The organism is Streptomyces sp. B21-105, from assembly GCF_036898465.1.
GTDB lineage: Bacteria > Actinomycetota > Actinomycetes > Streptomycetales > Streptomycetaceae > Streptomyces.
Genome location: NZ_JARUMJ010000001.1, coordinates 5,094,313 through 5,111,360 on the forward strand (window position 1 = coordinate 5,094,313; position 17,048 = coordinate 5,111,360).

At 70.4% G+C, this 17,048-nt stretch carries 13 protein-coding genes; 4 read left to right on the top strand and 9 right to left on the bottom strand.

Annotated elements, in window-relative coordinates:
• Position 1: 1 nt before the first annotated feature.
• Both QA802_RS23060 and QA802_RS23065 read right to left on the bottom strand, forming a co-directional pair.
• Entirely contained in the window at positions 2-829 is an 828-nt protein-coding gene (locus QA802_RS23060; protein ID WP_334525899.1) for a nucleotidyltransferase domain-containing protein, read from the bottom strand.
• A gap of 273 nt (positions 830-1,102) precedes the next feature.
• Positions 1,103-1,777, bottom strand: a complete 675-nt coding sequence (locus tag QA802_RS23065) for a Crp/Fnr family transcriptional regulator (protein WP_020129286.1) — start codon at positions 1,775-1,777, stop codon at positions 1,103-1,105.
• Between the two features lie 328 nt (positions 1,778-2,105).
• On the opposite strand from QA802_RS23065, the gene nth reads away from it, so the two are divergent.
• From nth to QA802_RS23080, 3 genes are all read left to right on the top strand, one after another.
• Positions 2,106-3,113 (top strand): endonuclease III, encoded by a 1,008-nt coding sequence (gene nth / locus QA802_RS23070; RefSeq protein WP_334525902.1) that lies wholly within the window; start codon positions 2,106-2,108, stop codon positions 3,111-3,113.
• Between the two features lie 301 nt (positions 3,114-3,414).
• A complete protein-coding gene (locus QA802_RS23075) occupies positions 3,415-4,110 on the top strand; it encodes an NUDIX hydrolase (RefSeq protein ID WP_334525905.1) in 696 nt (231 codons plus the stop codon).
• Positions 4,111-4,123: 13 nt separating this feature from the next.
• Positions 4,124-5,323, top strand: coding sequence for a MarP family serine protease (locus QA802_RS23080; protein ID WP_334534827.1), 1,200 nt, complete (start codon positions 4,124-4,126; stop codon positions 5,321-5,323).
• Between the two features lie 111 nt (positions 5,324-5,434).
• On the opposite strand, the gene QA802_RS23085 is transcribed toward QA802_RS23080, so the two are convergent.
• From QA802_RS23085 to QA802_RS23110, 6 genes are all read right to left on the bottom strand, one after another.
• Entirely contained in the window at positions 5,435-5,617 is a 183-nt protein-coding gene (locus QA802_RS23085) for a hypothetical protein (RefSeq protein WP_107442719.1), read from the bottom strand.
• A 150-nt stretch (positions 5,618-5,767) separates the two neighbouring features.
• Positions 5,768-6,718, bottom strand: a complete 951-nt coding sequence (locus QA802_RS23090) for an alpha/beta fold hydrolase (RefSeq protein WP_334525910.1) — start codon at positions 6,716-6,718, stop codon at positions 5,768-5,770.
• Positions 6,715-7,203 (bottom strand): phage holin family protein, encoded by a 489-nt coding sequence (locus QA802_RS23095; protein WP_334525913.1) that lies wholly within the window; start codon positions 7,201-7,203, stop codon positions 6,715-6,717. Before QA802_RS23095 ends, QA802_RS23090 begins: the two co-directional genes overlap by 4 nt.
• 62 nt (positions 7,204-7,265) lie before the next feature.
• Positions 7,266-8,738, bottom strand: coding sequence for a Na+/H+ antiporter NhaA (gene nhaA, locus QA802_RS23100; protein WP_334525916.1), 1,473 nt, complete (start codon positions 8,736-8,738; stop codon positions 7,266-7,268).
• A 302-nt stretch (positions 8,739-9,040) separates the two neighbouring features.
• The gene (gene acs / locus QA802_RS23105; RefSeq protein ID WP_334525919.1) at positions 9,041-11,002 is read right to left on the bottom strand and encodes an acetate--CoA ligase; all 1,962 of its coding nucleotides are present in this window, start codon (positions 11,000-11,002) and stop codon (positions 9,041-9,043) included.
• 393 nt (positions 11,003-11,395) lie between these two features.
• Positions 11,396-14,257: a bifunctional SulP family inorganic anion transporter/carbonic anhydrase gene (locus QA802_RS23110; protein ID WP_334525922.1), complete on the bottom strand. Its 2,862-nt coding sequence runs from the start codon at positions 14,255-14,257 to the stop codon at positions 11,396-11,398.
• Positions 14,258-14,593: 336 nt separating this feature from the next.
• On the opposite strand from QA802_RS23110, the gene QA802_RS23115 reads away from it, so the two are divergent.
• Positions 14,594-15,874, top strand: a complete 1,281-nt coding sequence (locus tag QA802_RS23115; RefSeq protein ID WP_334525925.1) for a polysaccharide deacetylase family protein — start codon at positions 14,594-14,596, stop codon at positions 15,872-15,874.
• Positions 15,875-15,973: 99 nt separating this feature from the next.
• Here QA802_RS23115 and QA802_RS23120 read toward each other — a convergent pair whose 3' ends face one another.
• The gene (locus QA802_RS23120) at positions 15,974-16,960 is read right to left on the bottom strand and encodes an ATP-binding protein (protein WP_334525927.1); all 987 of its coding nucleotides are present in this window, start codon (positions 16,958-16,960) and stop codon (positions 15,974-15,976) included.
• Between the last annotated feature and the right edge of the window lie 88 nt (positions 16,961-17,048).

Sequence of the window (17,048 nt, forward strand, 5' to 3'; positions counted from 1 at the left end):
ATCAGGTCTGCTCGGCCGGTCTCGGGGCCTTCACGCCGTGCACGCGCGCGTACTCCCGCGCGAGCCAGGGGCCCAGGTCGTCGACGTAGGACGCGAGGACGTCCCGGTCGCCCCGCGGCTCGTACCCGAGGACGGCCGCCGCCCGCAGTTGCTCCGCGCGTCGCGGGTAGTAGACGCCGAAGGCCTCCGCCATCTCGTGGAGGTCGCTCGTCCAGCCGTTCCAGCGGGGCATGACGAGGGTGAAGGCGGTCCGCACGAGACGCCGGGACATGAACCGGACGAGAGGCCGCCGGGCCCCTTCGGAGTCGGCCGTGGCGACGCGCTCGCGCCAGCGCGGCAGGAGCAGGGCCAGATCGCCGTTGGTCTCGCGCGCGAGGAGGGAGTCGGGCCGGTAGCGCGGGAGGTGCTCGGCCAGGTCCTCGCCGAGCAGAGGGGTGCACAGGCAGGCCACGAACCACCCCAGGTCGTGGGTCTCCAGGTCGCTCAGCACGCGCGGGTGATCGACCAGGAGCGTCCCACAGCCGTCGATCTGCGGGAACTCGCTGTCGAGCGTCTCGTCGAGCGCACCGGCCGCCGCGCGGTCCCGGGCGGACGGCTCCGCGCGCAGCACGACGAGCAGGTCGAGATCGCTGCGCCCCACGCGCGCGGTGCCGCGCGGGATCGATCCGTAGACGTACGCGCTGTGCAGCTGTGCCGCGAAGAGGTCGCGGAGCCCGTCCCGGGCGGCTGCGACGACCGGCTCGAAGGCCGCCGGTACGCGCGCGAGGGAGCCTTCGCGCGCGATGTACCCCTGGGCGTCGAGACCTCGGGAAGGAAGCGCTTCTGTCATGCGCCCACTGTGCTGCCCCGGGGAGCGACTCGGCGGCCCGTTTTTCGGCCGCGCGAGGACGCGGCGGGGTCGCGAGTACGGCGGAACCGCGGACGCGGCGGGGCCGTGAGTGCGGCGAGGCCGCCGGAGGCGCTGTGGCGTGGCGCGGCGTGGGCGCGTGCGGGACGGCCTGTCCCGCACGCACATCACCAGATGACCATCGGGAGGGCGAGGCCCGCTCAGAGGCGTCAGCAGGGGGCTGGGGGCGGGCAGCCCCGAGGGACGGTCACGGCACTAGCGCGAGCGCTTGGCCAGTCGCTCGACGTCCAGCAGGATGACGGCCCGCGCCTCAAGGCGCAGCCACCCGCGCTGGGCGAAGTCCGCCAGGGCCTTGTTCACGGTCTCGCGCGAGGCGCCGACGAGCTGCGCCAGTTCCTCCTGCGTGAGGTCGTGGACGACGTGGATGCCTTCCTCGGACTGCACGCCGAAGCGGCGCGAGAGGTCCAGCAGCGCACGAGCCACACGGCCGGGAACGTCCGAGAACACCAGGTCGGACATGGCGTCGTTGGTCTTGCGCAGGCGCCGGGCGACGGCGCGCAGCAGCGCGGTGGCCACTTCCGGGCGGGCGTTGAGCCAGGGCTGGAGGTCGCCGTGGCCGAGGCCGAGCAGCTTGACCTCGGTGAGGGCGGTGGCGGTCGCCGTCCGCGGGCCCGGGTCGAAGAGCGACAGCTCTCCGATGAGCTCGCTGGGGCCCACCACGGCCAGCATGTTCTCCCGGCCGTCCGGGGACGTGCGGTGGAGCTTGACCTTGCCCTCGGTGACGACATAAAGCCGGTCGCCCGGGTCGCCCTCGTGGAACAGGGAGTCGCCGCGGGCCAGGGTCACCTCGCTCATGGAGGCGCGCAGTTCCGCGGCCTGCTCGTCGTCGAGTGCCGCGAAGAGCGGGTTGCGCCGCAGAACGTCGTCCACGAGTTCTCTCCTTGTCGACCTGCTCGGGGGATCTTGCTCCCCGTGTACCAGGGGACCGTGTTCCCCACTCTGCCGGAAGGTCCAAACAGTGTGATCTGTCACAAGGATGCCGCACACATGTCCTGAGGTAAGCGGCAGGGGTCCAATTGGGGGCTGATCTTCAGGGTCCGGGGCGGATGTCGGTCCCGGGCTTTAGGCTGGCCGGGTGTCCAAAACGCCGGTGAGAGCACAGGCCTAGGGGGCTGGGCGGGTGGTTGTACGTCGCGTTTCCGCTGTGGGCGAACAGAACTCTGGTGGTGGTAGGAAAACGGCAAAGGTGACAAACGAGATGCCTGGTGAGAAAGCCGCGGAAACGACCGGTGGAGCAGCCGCCGAAAGGGTTGCCGAGGATCAGACCGACGCCGGCAAAGCCGCGGTCGGGACCACTGCAGCGAAGAAGGCAGCGGCGAAGAGGGCAGCGGTCAGGAAAGCACCGGCCAAGTCGGCTCCGGTCAAGAAAGCTCCGGTCAGGAAGGCAGTCGACGCGAAGGCCCTCACGGCTGCGAAGACCGTCGTCCGGAAGCCCGAGTCCCGCACCGCGCTCGTCCGCCGTGCCCGCCGTATCGACCGCGAGCTTGCGGAGATCTACCCCTACGCCCACCCCGAGCTGGACTTCGTCAATCCGTTCCAGCTGATCGTCGCCACGGTCCTGTCCGCACAGACCACGGACCTCCGGGTGAACCAGACGACTCCCGCTCTCTTCGCCAAGTACCCCACCCCTGAGGACCTGGCCGCCGCCGACCCGGAGGAGGTCGAGGAGATCCTGCGCCCCACCGGTTTCTTCCGGGCCAAGACCAGGTCGGTGATAGGCCTCTCCAAGGCCCTGGTGGAGGAGTTCGGCGGCGAGGTCCCCGGCCGCCTCGAGGACCTGGTGAAACTGCCCGGCGTCGGCCGCAAGACCGCCTTCGTGGTGCTGGGCAACGCGTTCGGCAGGCCCGGGATCACCGTGGACACGCACTTCCAGCGGCTCGTACGGCGCTGGCAGTGGACCGAGCAGACCGAGCCCGACAAGATCGAGGCCGAGATAGCGGCGCTCTTCCCCAAGAGCGAGTGGACGATGCTCTCGCACCACGTGATCTTCCATGGCCGCCGCATCTGCCACGCCCGTAAGCCCGCATGCGGCGCCTGCCCCCTCGCTCCCCTCTGCCCGGCGTACGGAGAGGGGGAGACGGATCCGGAAAAGGCGAAGAAGCTCCTGAAGTACGAGAAGGGCGGCTTCCCCGGCCAGCGTCTGAACCCGCCCCAGTCCTACCTGGACGCGGGCGGCAAGCCGGCCCCGCCGCTGGGGGCCGGATGACGCGAGGAGTGACAGCCGGAGGACTGACGACCGGAGGACTGACGGCCGGAGGATTGACGGCCGGAGGGCTGGCGACCGCAGGACTGGCGACCGCAAAGCCGACTCCGGCGGTCGAGGCGAGGCGTCCTCGGCGATCCGCCGCCATGACCCTCGATGTGGGGTGTGAGCGGCGCTCTGCCGCTCTGGCGGTCGATGCGGTGGCCGGGGAGCTGTCGGCCGCGGCGGTGATCGGAACGGGATCCGCGGAACGATCTGCCGGTGTTCGGGCGTTGGACTCGGCAGAACGGGGGGCGGTGTGGCGATGACGCGAGCGAGCAATACCCAAGGCGGTTCCGTGACGCTCAGCAAGAAGGGGCTGCCTGCCTGGCTGGACCCGGTGGTGCACGCCGCGGAGACCGTCCAGCCACCCCAGCTCAGCCGCTTCCTCCCGCCGGCGAACGGCACGGGGCGCCAGTCGGCCGTCCTGATCCTGTTCGGCGAGGGCGACCGCGGCCCCGAGCTGCTCCTCATGGAGCGTGCGAGCTCCCTGCGCTCCCACGCCGGTCAGCCCTCCTTCCCGGGCGGCGCCCTCGACCCCGAGGACGGCGACCCGCACGGTGACGGGCCGCTCAGGGCAGCCCTCCGCGAGGCGGAGGAGGAGACCGGGCTCGATCCGTCCGGCGTCCAGCTCTTCGGTGTGCTGCCCAAGCTGTACATCCCGGTCAGCGGCTTCGTCGTCACCCCGGTGCTGGGCTGGTGGCGTGAGCCGACCCCGGTGGGGGTCGTCGACCCCGGCGAGACGGCCCGGGTCTTCACGGTCCCCGTGGCGGATCTCACAAATCCGGGCAACCGGGTCACGACCGTACATCCGAGCGGTCACCACGGCCCGGGATTCCTGGTCGAATCAGCCCTTGTGTGGGGGTTCACGGCCGGCGTCATCGACCGATTGCTGCACTTCGCGGGCTGGGAGCTGCCCTGGGACCGTGAGAAGCAGGTCCCGCTGGACTGGCGGTCATGACAGGGTGAGCTCCGTGAATGTGCTGGACATCCTGTTGCTGGTCGCCGCCCTCTGGTTCGCGGTCGTGGGCTATCGCCAGGGCTTCGTCGTCGGCATCCTGTCGGTGATCGGCTTCCTGGGCGGCGGCCTCGTCGCCGTCTACCTGCTGCCCGTGATCTGGGACGCGCTGACCGAGAACTCCGAGGTGAGCACCACGGCCGCTGTCGTGGCGGTCATCGTGGTGATCGTCTGCGCCTCGGTCGGCCAGGCGCTCACCACCCACCTCGGCAACAAGCTGCGCCGGCACATCACCTGGTCCCCGGCCCGCGCGCTGGACGCGACGGGCGGTGCGCTGGTCAACGTCGTGGCGATGCTGCTGGTGGCCTGGCTGATCGGCTCCGCCCTGGCCGGCACCACCCTGCCGACCCTCGGCAAGGAGGTCCGCAGCTCCAACGTGCTGCAAGGGGTGTCCCGGGCGCTGCCCGCCCAGGCCGACACCTGGTTCGCCGACTTCTCCTCCGTCCTCGCGCAGAACGGCTTCCCGCAGGTCTTCAGCCCGTTCTCCAACGAGCCGATCACCGACGTCCAGCCACCCGACCCGGCGCTGGCGAACAGTGCGGTCGCCAAGCGCGCCCAGCGCTCCATCGTCAAGGTCATGGGCACCGCGGAGAGCTGCGGGAAGGTCCTGGAGGGCACCGGCTTCGTCTTCGGCGAGCGCCGGGTCATGACCAACGCGCACGTCGTCGGCGGGGTCGACGAGCCCACCGTCCAGATAGGCGGTGAAGGGCGCAAGTACGACGCCACCGTCGTGCTGTACGACTGGAAGCGCGACATCGCGGTCCTGGATGTGCCGGACCTCGACGCGCCCCCCCTCCGGTTCACCACCGAGGACGCGGCGAGCGGCGACAGCGCGATCGTCGCGGGCTTCCCGGAGAACGGGTCGTACGACGTCCGGGCCGCGCGGGTACGCGGGCGCATCACGGCCAACGGTCCGGACATCTACCATCGCGGCACCGTGCGCCGTGACGTGTACTCGCTGTACACGACCGTCCGCCAGGGCAACTCCGGAGGCCCGCTCCTCACCCCCGACGGCAAGGTGTACGGCGTGGTCTTCGCGAAGTCCCTGGACGACTCCGACACCGGCTACGCCCTGACCGCGGACGAGATCCAGCAGGACATCTCCACGGGGCGTACCGCGGGCCAGCAGGTGGACAGCGACAGCTGCGCCCTCTAGCCGCGTACTTCAGCCGCGCTCTCCTCGGGCCGCCCGCGGCCTGCGTCAGGTTCAACGCGGCCCTGCGTCAGGCTCAACACGCCTTGCGTCGGGATCGAGGGCGGCCCCGCGTCAGCCTCGAGGGTGGCGCAGGCGGACCGAGACCCAGCGGGCCCGGCGGCGCAGGATGCGCGGAATGCCCACCCGGAGATCGGAATCCGGCAGTTGCGGGTCCGCGCCTCGTTGGTGGGGGCTCAGGCCACTGGCCGAGCGGCGGTTGCGTCCTGCGTCACTGTAGTCGTGCGTCCAGCCCATACCCGGACGTCTGCCCCTGCCCCAAGGTCGATAACCGCCCCCGGAGCCGCCAATTGGCCTATGCGTCAGGCATTTGGCCGATCGTCGTACAGGTGTGCCGAACCGACTGCCCGGACGCGGCCGAACGCTGTACCCATCGGGATCGAACGGTCACCGGTCGGGTTCGGGATCCTTCAGCCAACTGACCAGTTCGGTGGAGAAAGCGACCGGATCCTCCTCGTGCGGAAAGTGCCCGAGCCCGTCGAACAGCCTCCACCGGTACGGCGCTTCGACGTACTCGCCGGAACCGGCCGCACTGCGGGTGCGCATCACCGGATCGAGGGAGCCGTGCAGGTGCAGCGTGGGAACCCGCACCGGCCGCTTCATACGCCGGTAGAACTGGACGCCGTCCGGACGGGCCAGCGAGCGCACCAGCCATCGGTACGGCTCGACGGCGCAGTGCGCGGTGGACGGGATGCACATCGCGCGCCGGTACGTCTCCACCGCGTCGTCCTCCGGCAGCCGTGGCCCGGACCAGTCCCGCATCAGCCGGCCCACCAGCTCGCCGTCGTCGGCGGTGAGCTGCCGCTCCGGGATCCACGGCCGCTGGAAACCCCAGATGTGGGAGCTTGCGGCGCTCTGCCGGACGTCGGACAGCATCGCCGAGCGCCAGCGCCGCGGATGCGGCATCGACGCGACGGCCAGCCGCCGCACGAGCTTGGGGCGCATCACGGCCGCAGTCCACGCCAGGTAGCCGCCGAGGTCGTGGCCGACCAGCGCGGCGTCCGGCTCGCCCAGGGAGCGGATCACGCCGGTGATGTCGAGGGCGAGGTTGGCCGGGTCGTAACCGCGGGGCGTGCGGTCGCTGCCGCCCACGCCCCGCAGATCCATCGCCACGGCCCGGAAGCCGGCCTCGGCCAGCGCGACCAGTTGATGCCGCCACGTCCACCAGAACTGCGGGAAACCGTGGACGAGCATGACGAGCGGACCGTCGCCCGCCTCCGCGATGTGGAACCGCGCGCCGTTCGCGGCGACCTCGCGGTGGGTGACCGGCATGCCGAAGACCGCGCCCGGCCGTACGAGCGAGGCGGGCGGCGGCGAGGGAAACGCGGGGTCCGTCATGACGACGAGCGTGCCACAGCCTCGAGGGCCTCCGGCGCCCGCTCATGCGGCAGCTCGGGCCGCGGGTGCGGCTTGGCGTTCTGCAGGACGCCCGCCGTCTCCTTCATGGACGCGGCCACCTTCTGCGCTCCCTTGCCCTTCTGCGCCTTCTTGGCGAAGACCACGCCGATCAGCACGAGGACGACCGCGACGAGCACGTTCGCCGCGAAGGACAGCAGGAAGCAGATCGCGAGGTTCCAGTCGCTCCAGGTCCGGATGCCGTACGCCAGGGCGAAGTTCAGCATCGGCAGGGAGAACACCAGGACCGCGCCGGCCACCGAGAACGCCCCGCCGCTCAGTGCGCCGCGCTTGACGTCCTGCTTCAACTGCGCCTTCGCCAGCGCGATCTCGTCGTGCACCAGCGCCGACAATTCGGTCGTCGCCGAGGCGAACAGCTGGCCGATGCTGCGTTCGGCGCCGACCGGGCTGCCGTCGGGTGCGCTCATCGCGTTCTCCCTCTCCTGCTGCTGCTCTGAGATTCCGGGTTCTTTTGTACCGTCCCGTCAGATCATGCCGGACGGTCGCCGTCCTCGCCTGCCCCGCCCGGCACTTCGGCAAGCCCGTGACGCGCGGCGGCGTCCTCCTGGGCGATCCGCCGGCTGATCTCCTCAGCCGTCCGGCGGTGTTCGGCGGCCTTGCGGTCGTGGATCTCCGCCATCCGCAGGTGGTACGCCGGGTCGTCCTGTTCGTAGACGTCGGGGATGCCGTCGAGGTCGTCGTCGCGCTCCTCCGTTTCGCACATCCGGCGATACCGGGCGTTGCGCAGTTTCAGCAGCACGGTCGCCAGGGACGCCGCGATCAGTGAGCCCAGCAGGACGGCGGCCTTGACCTCGTCGGTCAGGGCCGCGTCTCCCTCGAAGGCCAGCTCGCCGATCAGCAGCGAGACGGTGAAACCGATTCCGGCGAGGGACGCGACGGCGAAGACGTCCGCCCAGGCCAGGTCCTCGCTGAGCGAAGCCCGGGTGAAACGGACGGTCAGCCAGGTTCCGCCGAAGATGCCGAGCGTCTTGCCGACCACGAGGCCGAGTACGACGCCCAGTGTCTCCGGCTGGCCGAACACGTCCGCGACGGCGTTGCCCGAAATCGCCACTCCGGCGCTGAACAGGGCGAACAGCGGGACCGCGACACCTGCGGAGAACGGTCGCACGAGATGCTCGATCCGCTCGCCGGGGGAGCTCTCCTCGCCGTCGCGCGTCGTGCAGCGCAGCATCAGCCCCATGGCGACGCCGGCGATCGTGGCGTGGATGCCGCTGTTGTACATCAACGCCCACACGATCAGCGAGAGCGGCAGATAGACGTACCAGCCGCGTACGCCCGAGCGCAGCAGCAGCCAGAAGACGACGAGCCCGGCGACCGCGCCCCCCAGCGCGGCGAAGTCGATGGTGCTCGTGAAGAAGACCGCGATGATCAGGATCGCGAAGAGGTCGTCGACGACGGCGAGGGTGAGCAGAAAGGCGCGCAGCGCGCTCGGCAGCGACGTCCCGATGACGGCGAGCACGGCGAGCGCGAACGCGATGTCGGTGGCCGTGGGCACGGCCCAACCGCTCACATCGCCGCCGCCCGTGAGGTTCGTGAGCGTGTAGACGAGCGCCGGCACGGCCATGCCGCTCAGAGCGGCCGCGACCGGGAGCGCGGCGGCTCTCGGATCCTTGAGATCACCGGCGACGAGTTCGCGTTTGAGTTCGATGCCGGCGACGAAGAAGAAGACGGCGAGGAGGCCGTCGGCGGCCCAGTGCTCCACGGAGAGGTGGAGGCCCAGGGCCTCCGGGCCGAGGTGGAAGTGGCTCACGCTGTCGTAGGCGTCGTGCAGTGAGGGTACGTTCGCCCAGATCAACGCGGCGACGGCGGCCACGAGCAGCAGCACCCCGCCGACGGTCTCGGTGCGCAGGGCGTTCGCGACGAAGTTCCGTTCGGGGAAGGAGAGCCGTCCGAACACCTTGCGGGGAGCGGGGGACGGGGCCGAGGGGCGGGGCGCGTTCACGGGGGGACCTCCGGTCGGTGGGCAGGGCTGACTGCATGCCGACCAGACTTCCCGGCGCACCTGAGGTTCACGTTTCTTCCCGAGCCTACCCATGGCACGTCGGGTCGCATCACGAGCGTGCGCCTCTTATGCATTTCACGGGTGCCCCCAGGGGCGGACGTGCGGGTGCTCCCAGAAGCGGCGCGCGGGTGCTCCCGGGTGCGGACGCGGGGGCGCACGGGCGCGCGGGGGGCCCGTCCGGCGCGGCGTGCGCCGGACGGGCCTGTGGAGCGTGTCCGCGGGGCCTTGAGAAGCCCCCGGGCTCAGTCCTCGCTGGGTGCGGCGGGGAGCTTGGCCTGGATGAGGTCCATGACCGTTGAGTCGGTCAGCGTCGTGACGTCACCCAGCTGACGGTTCTCCGCGACGTCCCGCAGCAGCCGGCGCATGATCTTGCCGGAGCGGGTCTTCGGCAGCTCCGCGACCGGCAGGACGCGCTTCGGCTTGGCGATCGGGCCGAGCGTGGCGCCGACATGGTTGCGCAGGTCGGCGACGAGTTGCTCGTCCTCCGCGTTCGCGGTGCCGCGCAGGATGACGAAGGCGACGATGGCCTGCCCGGTCGTCTCGTCCGCGGCGCCCACGACGGCCGCCTCGGCGACGGACGGGTGGGACACCAGCGCGGACTCCACCTCGGTGGTGGAGATGTTGTGACCCGACACCAGCATCACGTCGTCGACGCGGCCGAGGAGCCAGACGTCCCCGTCGTCGTCCTTCTTCGCTCCGTCGCCCGCGAAGTACCTGCCCTCGAAGCGGGACCAGTACGTGTCGAGGAACCGCTGGTCGTCGCCCCAGATGGTGCGCAGCATCGACGGCCACGGCTCGGTCAGGACCAGATAGCCGCCGCCGCCGTTCGGCACCTCGTTGGCCTCGTCGTCGACGACGGTCGCGCAGATGCCCGGCAGCGGAGTCTGCGCCGACCCCGGCTTGGTCGCCGTCACGCCCGGCAGCGGCGAGATCATCATCGCGCCGGTCTCGGTCTGCCACCAGGTGTCCACGACGGGCGTGCGGTCGCCCCCGATGTGCTTGCGGTACCAGATCCACGCCTCGGGGTTGATCGGCTCCCCGACCGAGCCCAGCACCCGCAGGCTGCCGAGGTCGAACTTCGCGGGGATGTCGTCGCCCCACTTCATGAAGGTGCGGATGGCGGTCGGCGCCGTGTACAGGATCGTGACCCCGTACTTCTGCACGATCTCCCAGAAGCGGCCCTGGTGCGGTGTGTCGGGCGTGCCCTCGTACATGACCTGCGTCGCGCCGTTGGCCAGTGGCCCGTACACGATGTACGAGTGGCCGGTGACCCAGCCGACGTCGGCGGTGCACCAGTACACGTCGGTCTCGGGCTTGAGGTCGAAGACCGCGTGGTGGGTGTACGCGGTCTGCGTGAGGTAGCCGCCGGACGTGTGCAGGATGCCCTTCGGCTTACCCGTGGTGCCGGAGGTGTAGAGGATGAAGAGCGGGTGTTCGGCCTCGAACGCCTCAGGTGTGTGCTCGGCCGACTGCCGGTCCACGGCCTCGTGCCACCACACGTCCCGGCCCTCGGTCCAGGCCACGTCCTGGCCGGTGCGCCGCACCACGAGGACGTGCTCGACGTTGTCCACGCGCGCGACGGCGTCGTCCACGGCCGGCTTCAGGGCGGACGGCTTGCCGCGCCGGTAACCGCCGTCGGACGTGATGACGACACGGGCGTCCGCGTCCTGGATCCGGGTGGCCAGCGCGTCCGCCGAGAACCCGCCGAAGACGACGGAGTGCGCCGCGCCGATCCGGGCGCAGGCGAGCATCGCGATCGCCGTCTCGGGGATCATCGGCATGTACACCGCGACCCGGTCGCCCTTCCGAACTCCCAGCTCCAACAAGGCGTTGGCGGCCTTGGACACCTCGTCCTTGAGCTCTGCGTAGGTGAGCGCGCGGCTGTCGCCCGGCTCGCCCTCGAAGTGGATGGCGACCCGGTCTCCGTTGCCGGCCTCCACGTGCCGGTCGACGCAGTTGTAGGCGACGTTGAGCTCGCCGTCCTTGAACCACTTGGCGAACGGCGGGTTCGACCAGTCCAGCGTCTCGGTCGGCTCTTTGGCCCAGGTGAGCCGACGGGCCTGCTCGGCCCAGAAGCCGAGCCTGTCAGCCTTGGCCTGCTCGTACGCCTCCGCCGTGACGTTGGCGTGGGCCGCCAGCTCGGCGGGCGGCGTGAACCTGCGCTCTTCCTTGAGCAGGTTGGAAAGTGAAGGAGACTCGGTCATACGCCACTCTCCTCCCCCAGCAGGTTGGCCAGGCTTTCGTTGTTCACGACATCTCCCTCTCGAAGGGTGTCCGTGTCCGTTGTGTCCCAGGCCACAGCTCATCAGACCTGAGGGGCCGGTGACAAGGGCCGACGAATAATTGGTTTAGACCTGTCAGGGTCGGGGTGACGCGAGGGTGCTCGCCCCCGTCGCGGTGAGCCAGGGGTCATCCGTACCCACGGACACGGAGCGGGAGGAGTTCAGCGGGTGTAACCCCTCTCACATCGGTTGTCGCATCACGGCACCTCCCCGTCTGCGTACCTCCTCATTTCCTCGGCCGGTGCGCCGCTGCCCTCCCGCCCGAGTCCGGAAAGGCAGCGGTGCGTGGTGCGTTTACGCTTGCGCGTCGGGGGCTCAGGCGGACACGTCCGTCGCCCCTACGTGGTCGAAGACCTCGCCGCCGCCCTGCTCGGCCCCGGTGAGCAGATACGTCTGGGCCTCGCCCACATGGAAGTACAGCCCGTGCAACTCCAACGTCCCGGCCTGCAACGCCCGGGTCACGGACGGGTGGGTCCGCAGATGCTCCAGCTGCTGGACGACATTGGTCAGGCACAGCTGCTCGACCGTGTCCGCCGCCGCCCGCCCGGCCAGCCGGGCGACGGGACGGCCGTCGTCGGCCATCCGATCCAGGCTCGGCAGGCCGTGCCGCAGCCACCGTCTCAGCGGTGTGCGCGCCGGGCCGGGCTCGCAGGTGAGCAGTGCCTGCATGGCGCCGCACCCCGAGTGCCCGCACACCGTGATGGATCGCACGTCGAGCACGTCCACCGCGTACTCGATCGCGGCGGCCACCGAGTCGTCCCCGCTCTCCTGCCCCGTCGGGGGCACCAGGTTGCCCACGTTGCGCACCACGAACAGGTCGCCGGGACCACTGGAGGTGATCATCGACGTGACCAGCCGTGAATCGGCGCAGGCGAGGAACAGCTGGGACGGCTGCTGCCCCTCCCGTGCCAGTCGGGCCAGCTCGCCCCGCACCAGTGGCGCGGTGTTGCGCTGAAACGCGCTGATGCCACGGACGAGCCGACGTGCGCTCGGCTCGGACGTGCTCGGTCCGGTTCCGCCCCCGGAACCCACGGCTCTGCCGGCGCCGGACCCCACGGCTCTGCCGGCACCGGCGGACCGGTGAGCCCCGGCGTCGCCGTGGCCGGCAACGGCCTTCCAGGTTCGGGCGGCGGCCTCGATGCCGGGCATCGGGCCGACTTCAGGAGCCCCGTCGGCGTCGGCGGCCCCGTCGTCCTTTGGCCGGGCACTGCCCACCCTGGCCCGGGCCCCATCGACCCCAGGCCGGTCCTCGTCGACCCCGGCTTCGGCCACCGCCCCGCCGGAGCCGGTGACGCGCGCGGAGCCGTGCACTGGTCCGTCGGGCACTGCTTCCCCGTGTCCCGGCTCGCCGTGCCGTCCGACCGGCTTCCCGGCCGACGTCGTCGGCTCCGAGCCGGCGGGTCTGCCGCCGGGACGGTTGTCGGCACTGCCGTCTGCGCCGTCGCCGTCAGCGGTGTCGTCGGTGTACTCGTCGAGGGACGAAGGGGCGGAACGCGGCTGTTCGCACTGGTGGTTGCGCCAAGGCGTCCAGGGACGGCAGCGGCAGTCGGCGAGGGCGGCGCCCACTTCCTGGCCGTCAGCCGGGTGTTCGACGCCGGCGGGTTCGAGGATTCTGCCCCCGAATGCGGAGCGCCGGCCGGCCAGGTCGACGGAGCCGCCGTGCGCGGTGTGCGTCTTCTGCCAGTGCTGCAGGGACTCGTAGGCGGCGTGATCCATGAAGGAGCCGTCCAACTCCACCACGACATGGGTTCCTTGCGGGACGAGGTGCAGGATTCGGCTGAGCCGCGGCACGGCGAGGAACGTCAACTGGCCTCTGACCTGTACGTGATGGACTCCTTCCTTCTCGTGGTGCGTGATGCGGGTGCGGGCGAGGCGGTGCAGGGCCACCGCGACCCCGACGGCGATGCCGAGGGCCACGCCTTCGAGGACGCCGAGGGCGACCACTCCGAGGGTGGTGACGGCGTACACCAGTACCTCTCGGTGGCGCGTCACCGAGCGAATGTGGTGCAGGGACACCATCTGGATGCCGACGGCCATCACCAGGGCGGCGAGTGAGGCGAGCGGGATGAGATCCAGGATCGGGACCATCAGCAGCGCGGCGACTACTACGAGAACGCCGTGCAGCATCGTGGAGTTCCGGCTCGCGGCACCGGCTCGGACATTCGCCGAACTGCGCACGGCCACGCCCGCGACGGGGAGTCCTCCGAGCGCGCCGGAGACGATGTTGGCCGCCCCCTGGCCCAGCAGTTCGCGGTCCAGGTCGGAGCGGCCGACGCGGGCGGAGCGGGAGCCGAGCAGGCCGGGGCGGGTGGCGATCATCTTGTCCACGGCAACCGCGCCGAGCAGAGACTGGACACTGCAGACGAGCGTGGTGGTGACCACGGCGGCCACCAGCCCGAGCACCGGTCCCTCGGGGAGGCCGGCCAGGGCGTGACTGCTCCAGGACGGCAGGTCGACCTTCGGCAGGGCAAGGCCGGCGAGAGCGGCCGCGGTGGTGGCGCCGTTGACCGCGACCAGCGCGGCGGGCACCTTGTTCAACAGCCGGCCCGCCCGGCCGGGGATACGCGGCCAGAGCAGCAGCAGGGTCAGCGTCAGCGCGCTCACGACGACGGCCGCGGGATGCAGGCCCGCCAACTGAGCGGGCAGAGCACGAAGGTTGTCGAGGACGGAGCTCTGCGGGTTGCCGCCGAGGACGACATGGAGCTGGGCGACGGCGATGGTGATGCCGATGCCGGCGAGCATGCCGTGCACGATGGCGGGGCTGACGGCGAGGGCCGTGCGCGCCACGCGCAGGCAGCCGAGACCCAGTTGGGCGATCCCGGCGAGGACGGTGATGGCGCAGGTGGTCCGCCATCCGTAGCGCTGGATGAGATCGGCGGTGACGACGGTCAGACCGGCAGCGGGGCCGCTGACCTGGAGCGGTGAACCGCCGACCCAGCCGGCGACGATCCCGCCGGCGGCGGCGGCCACGAGGCCGGCCTGAAGGGGCGCGCCGGTGGCGAGGGCGATGCCGAGGGACAGCGGGAGGGCGATCAGGAACACCGCGATCGAGGCGGACACATCGGCGCCCGCGACGTGGAAGCGGCGGTGAGGGGGCGGTGACGGACTGTGGGACTGCTGGACGCGCTTCGTGCGCGTCGAGTGGGCGGTGGTGCGGGTGGGGACGCAGGCGGACATGGTTCCCGTCTCCTCCGGGGCGGCGCGGTCGCGGAACAGGTGGTCCCCCGGCTGTGGCGGGGGCGGTCGCGGCCGTGGGTCACGGCATGCAGCGGCGGGATGAATTCCAACGCTCGGTAAACAGATCGTAATGCAGAGTAAAGGTCAAGCATGGATTTTTGTGGCAAATAGGGCAACGAATCGCCTGAAAGGGTGAAGTGGTCTTTTTGTCGGCTTGTCGTATTAATTCCTTCTCGGCCCTATGCGATCTTGACGGCGCCGTCGGCTCGATCCGGCGCGTCATCAGAGAACGCCCTCGTCGGCGTTGGCCGAGAGAAGGAAGAAGGTGGGCGGAACATGGCCGCCACCCAGAGGATCGCCGCAGGCGCAGTGGTCGCCGCGGCCGTAGCCGCATCGCTCGCCGGTTGCGCCACGGGAACCGGTGGTTCCCATGGCTCCGAGGAAGGGGTGTCGGGGGCGGAGAAGGCGAAGCCGGCTCCGGCGCCCAAAAGCCTCGTCCGGCTGATCGGCGACGGCTCCACCGCGTACACCGGAGCACAGCCCCACCTGCCCAGGGCCGAACGCCTGAAGCCGGGCCAGAAGCCGCCCCAGTTCGTGGTCTTCTCCTGGGACGGCGCCGGCGAGGACAGCCAGAAGCTGTTCTCGCACTTCCGCAAGGTCGCCAGGGACAACCACGCGACCATGACCTACTTCCTCAGCGGCGTGTACATGCTGCCGGCGGAGAAGGCCGACCTGTACAAACCGCCACAGCACTCGCCGGGCCGCTCGGACATCGGGTTCAACGACGAGCAGGGCATCGCCGCAACCGTGAAGCAGCTGCGCCTGGCGTGGCTGGAGGGCAACGAGATCGGCACCCACTTCAACGGTCACTTCTGCGGCAAGAACGGCGGCGTCGGCGAGTGGTCCGTCGAGGAGTGGAAGGACGAGATCGACCAGGCCAAACAGTTCGTCAAGACCTGGAAGAGCAACACCGGCATGAAGAAGGCGGCCCCGCTGCCCTTCGACTACGACAAGGAGCTCGTCGGCGCGCGCACGCCCTGCCTCGAGGGGCAGAAGAACTTCATGACGGCCGCGCGCGGGCTCGGCTTCCGCTACGACACGAGCGGCGTCAACAACCAGGTCTGGCCGGGCAAGAAGCAGGGCCTGTGGGACCTGTCCATGCAGCTCGTGCCCTTTCCCGGCCACCGCTACGAGCAGCTCACCATGGATTACAACTACATGGTCAACCAGTCTGGGACCGCCACCCAGGGCGACCGGACCAAGTTCGCCTACTGGGGCGACCAGATGCGCGACAGCCTGCTCAAGGGCTTCGGCCGGGCCTACGACGGCAACCGCGCACCGCTGATCATCGGCAACCACTTCGAGTCCTGGAACGGCGGCACGTACATGCGCGCCGTCGAGCAGGTCGTCGCGCACGTCTGCAACAAACCCGACGTGCGCTGCGTGTCCTTCCGGCAGCTGGCCGACTGGCTGGACGCCCAGGACCCGGCGGTCCTGGCCAGGCTGCGCACCCTGGACGTGGGCGAGGCCCCGAAGCAGGGCTGGGCGTCCTTCCTCTCCGGCGCCCCGGCCCCGGCGCCCAAGGGCGTGCCCGGGGTGCCGGCGGTCGGGCGGTAGCCGAGGGGGATCGTCGACGCCGGCGGCCGCCGGTGCCGTCCGGCGGACACGGCAGGCGCCGCCGACGCGGCGCCTGCCGAAGGGGGGAGGCCCAGCCCGTCACACAGAGGCTGTGGCGGTGACCCCTTCCCCCAGGACGAAGCCGGGGTCGACCTGCGCGGCCAGGTCGGCCCCGGTGCGCTCGTTGCCCCAGGACTCGGCGTTCTTGAGGTGGAAGTGCACCATCTGGCGGGTGTAGCGCTCCCAGTCCCGCCTGTCGTACGCCGAGTCGACGGTCGTCCGCAGAAGGTGCAGGGCGTGAAGGTTGGTGTCCTCGAGGAGTGCGAACCGGGGCGGTCGGCCCTTCTCCATCGCACGAACCCAGTCCGACTGCCCGACCGTCACGAGCAGGTCGTCGCCGACTTCGGCGCGGAGGAAGTCGATGTCGTCCCGGCCCTGCACCTTGTTGCCGACGACCTTCAGCTCGACACCGAAGTCGCGGGCGTACTCCTTGTACTGGCGATAGACGGAGACCCCCTTGCGAGTCGGCTCGGCGACGAGGAACGTGATGTCGAAACGGGTGAACATGCCGGAGGCGAAGGAGTCCGAGCCGGCGGTCATGTCGACCACGACGTACTCGTCACGACCGTCCACCAGGTGGTTCAGGCACAGCTCCACCGCTCCGGTCTTGGAGTGGTAGCAGGAGACCCCCAGGTCGGCTTCCGTGAAAGGCCCCGTGACCATCAAACGGACGGAGCCGCCGTCGAGTTCCACCGGCCGGGCGCAGGCGTCGTACACCGGATTGTCCTCGCGCACCCGCAGCAGGCGTGAGCCCTCGCCGGGCGGTGTCGTCTTGATCATCGTCTCGGTGGAGGCGACGCGGGGGTTGGAGCCGCGCAGATAGTCCTTGATCAACGGCAGCCGGTCGCCCATCGCGGGCAGTGCGGCGGCGTCCGACTCGTCGAGCCCGAGCGCGGGGCCGAGGTGCTGGTTGATGTCCGCGTCGACCGCGATGACGGGTGCGCCGGCGGCAGCGAGGTGACGGATGAACAGGGAGGACAGGGTCGTCTTGCCGCTGCCGCCCTTCCCGACGAAAGCAATTTTCATGTTCACCAAGCGTAGTTAATAGATAGCTTTGAGTGACAGCGGGGCGTGAAGAAGACCACTCCTTCGTGGGGTGTGGGCGCAGGTTGCG

Excerpts from the sequence above, each read along its gene's own strand:
- QA802_RS23115 (WP_334525925.1), top strand. The coding sequence starts at position 14,594 with ATGGCCGCCACCCAGAGGATCGCCGCAGGCGCAGTGGTCGCCGCGGCC.
- acs (WP_334525919.1), bottom strand. The coding sequence starts at position 11,002 with ATGACCGAGTCTCCTTCACTTTCCAACCTGCTCAAGGAAGAGCGCAGG.
- QA802_RS23090 (WP_334525910.1), bottom strand. The coding sequence starts at position 6,718 with ATGACGGACCCCGCGTTTCCCTCGCCGCCGCCCGCCTCGCTCGTACGG.
- QA802_RS23075 (WP_334525905.1), top strand. The coding sequence starts at position 3,415 with ATGACGCGAGCGAGCAATACCCAAGGCGGTTCCGTGACGCTCAGCAAG.
- QA802_RS23095 (WP_334525913.1), bottom strand. The coding sequence starts at position 7,203 with ATGAGCGCACCCGACGGCAGCCCGGTCGGCGCCGAACGCAGCATCGGC.
- QA802_RS23060 (WP_334525899.1), bottom strand. The coding sequence starts at position 829 with ATGACAGAAGCGCTTCCTTCCCGAGGTCTCGACGCCCAGGGGTACATC.
- nth (WP_334525902.1), top strand. The coding sequence starts at position 2,106 with ATGCCTGGTGAGAAAGCCGCGGAAACGACCGGTGGAGCAGCCGCCGAA.
- QA802_RS23085 (WP_107442719.1), bottom strand. The coding sequence starts at position 5,617 with ATGGGCTGGACGCACGACTACAGTGACGCAGGACGCAACCGCCGCTCG.
- QA802_RS23120 (WP_334525927.1), bottom strand. The coding sequence starts at position 16,960 with ATGAAAATTGCTTTCGTCGGGAAGGGCGGCAGCGGCAAGACGACCCTG.
- QA802_RS23110 (WP_334525922.1), bottom strand. The coding sequence starts at position 14,257 with ATGTCCGCCTGCGTCCCCACCCGCACCACCGCCCACTCGACGCGCACG.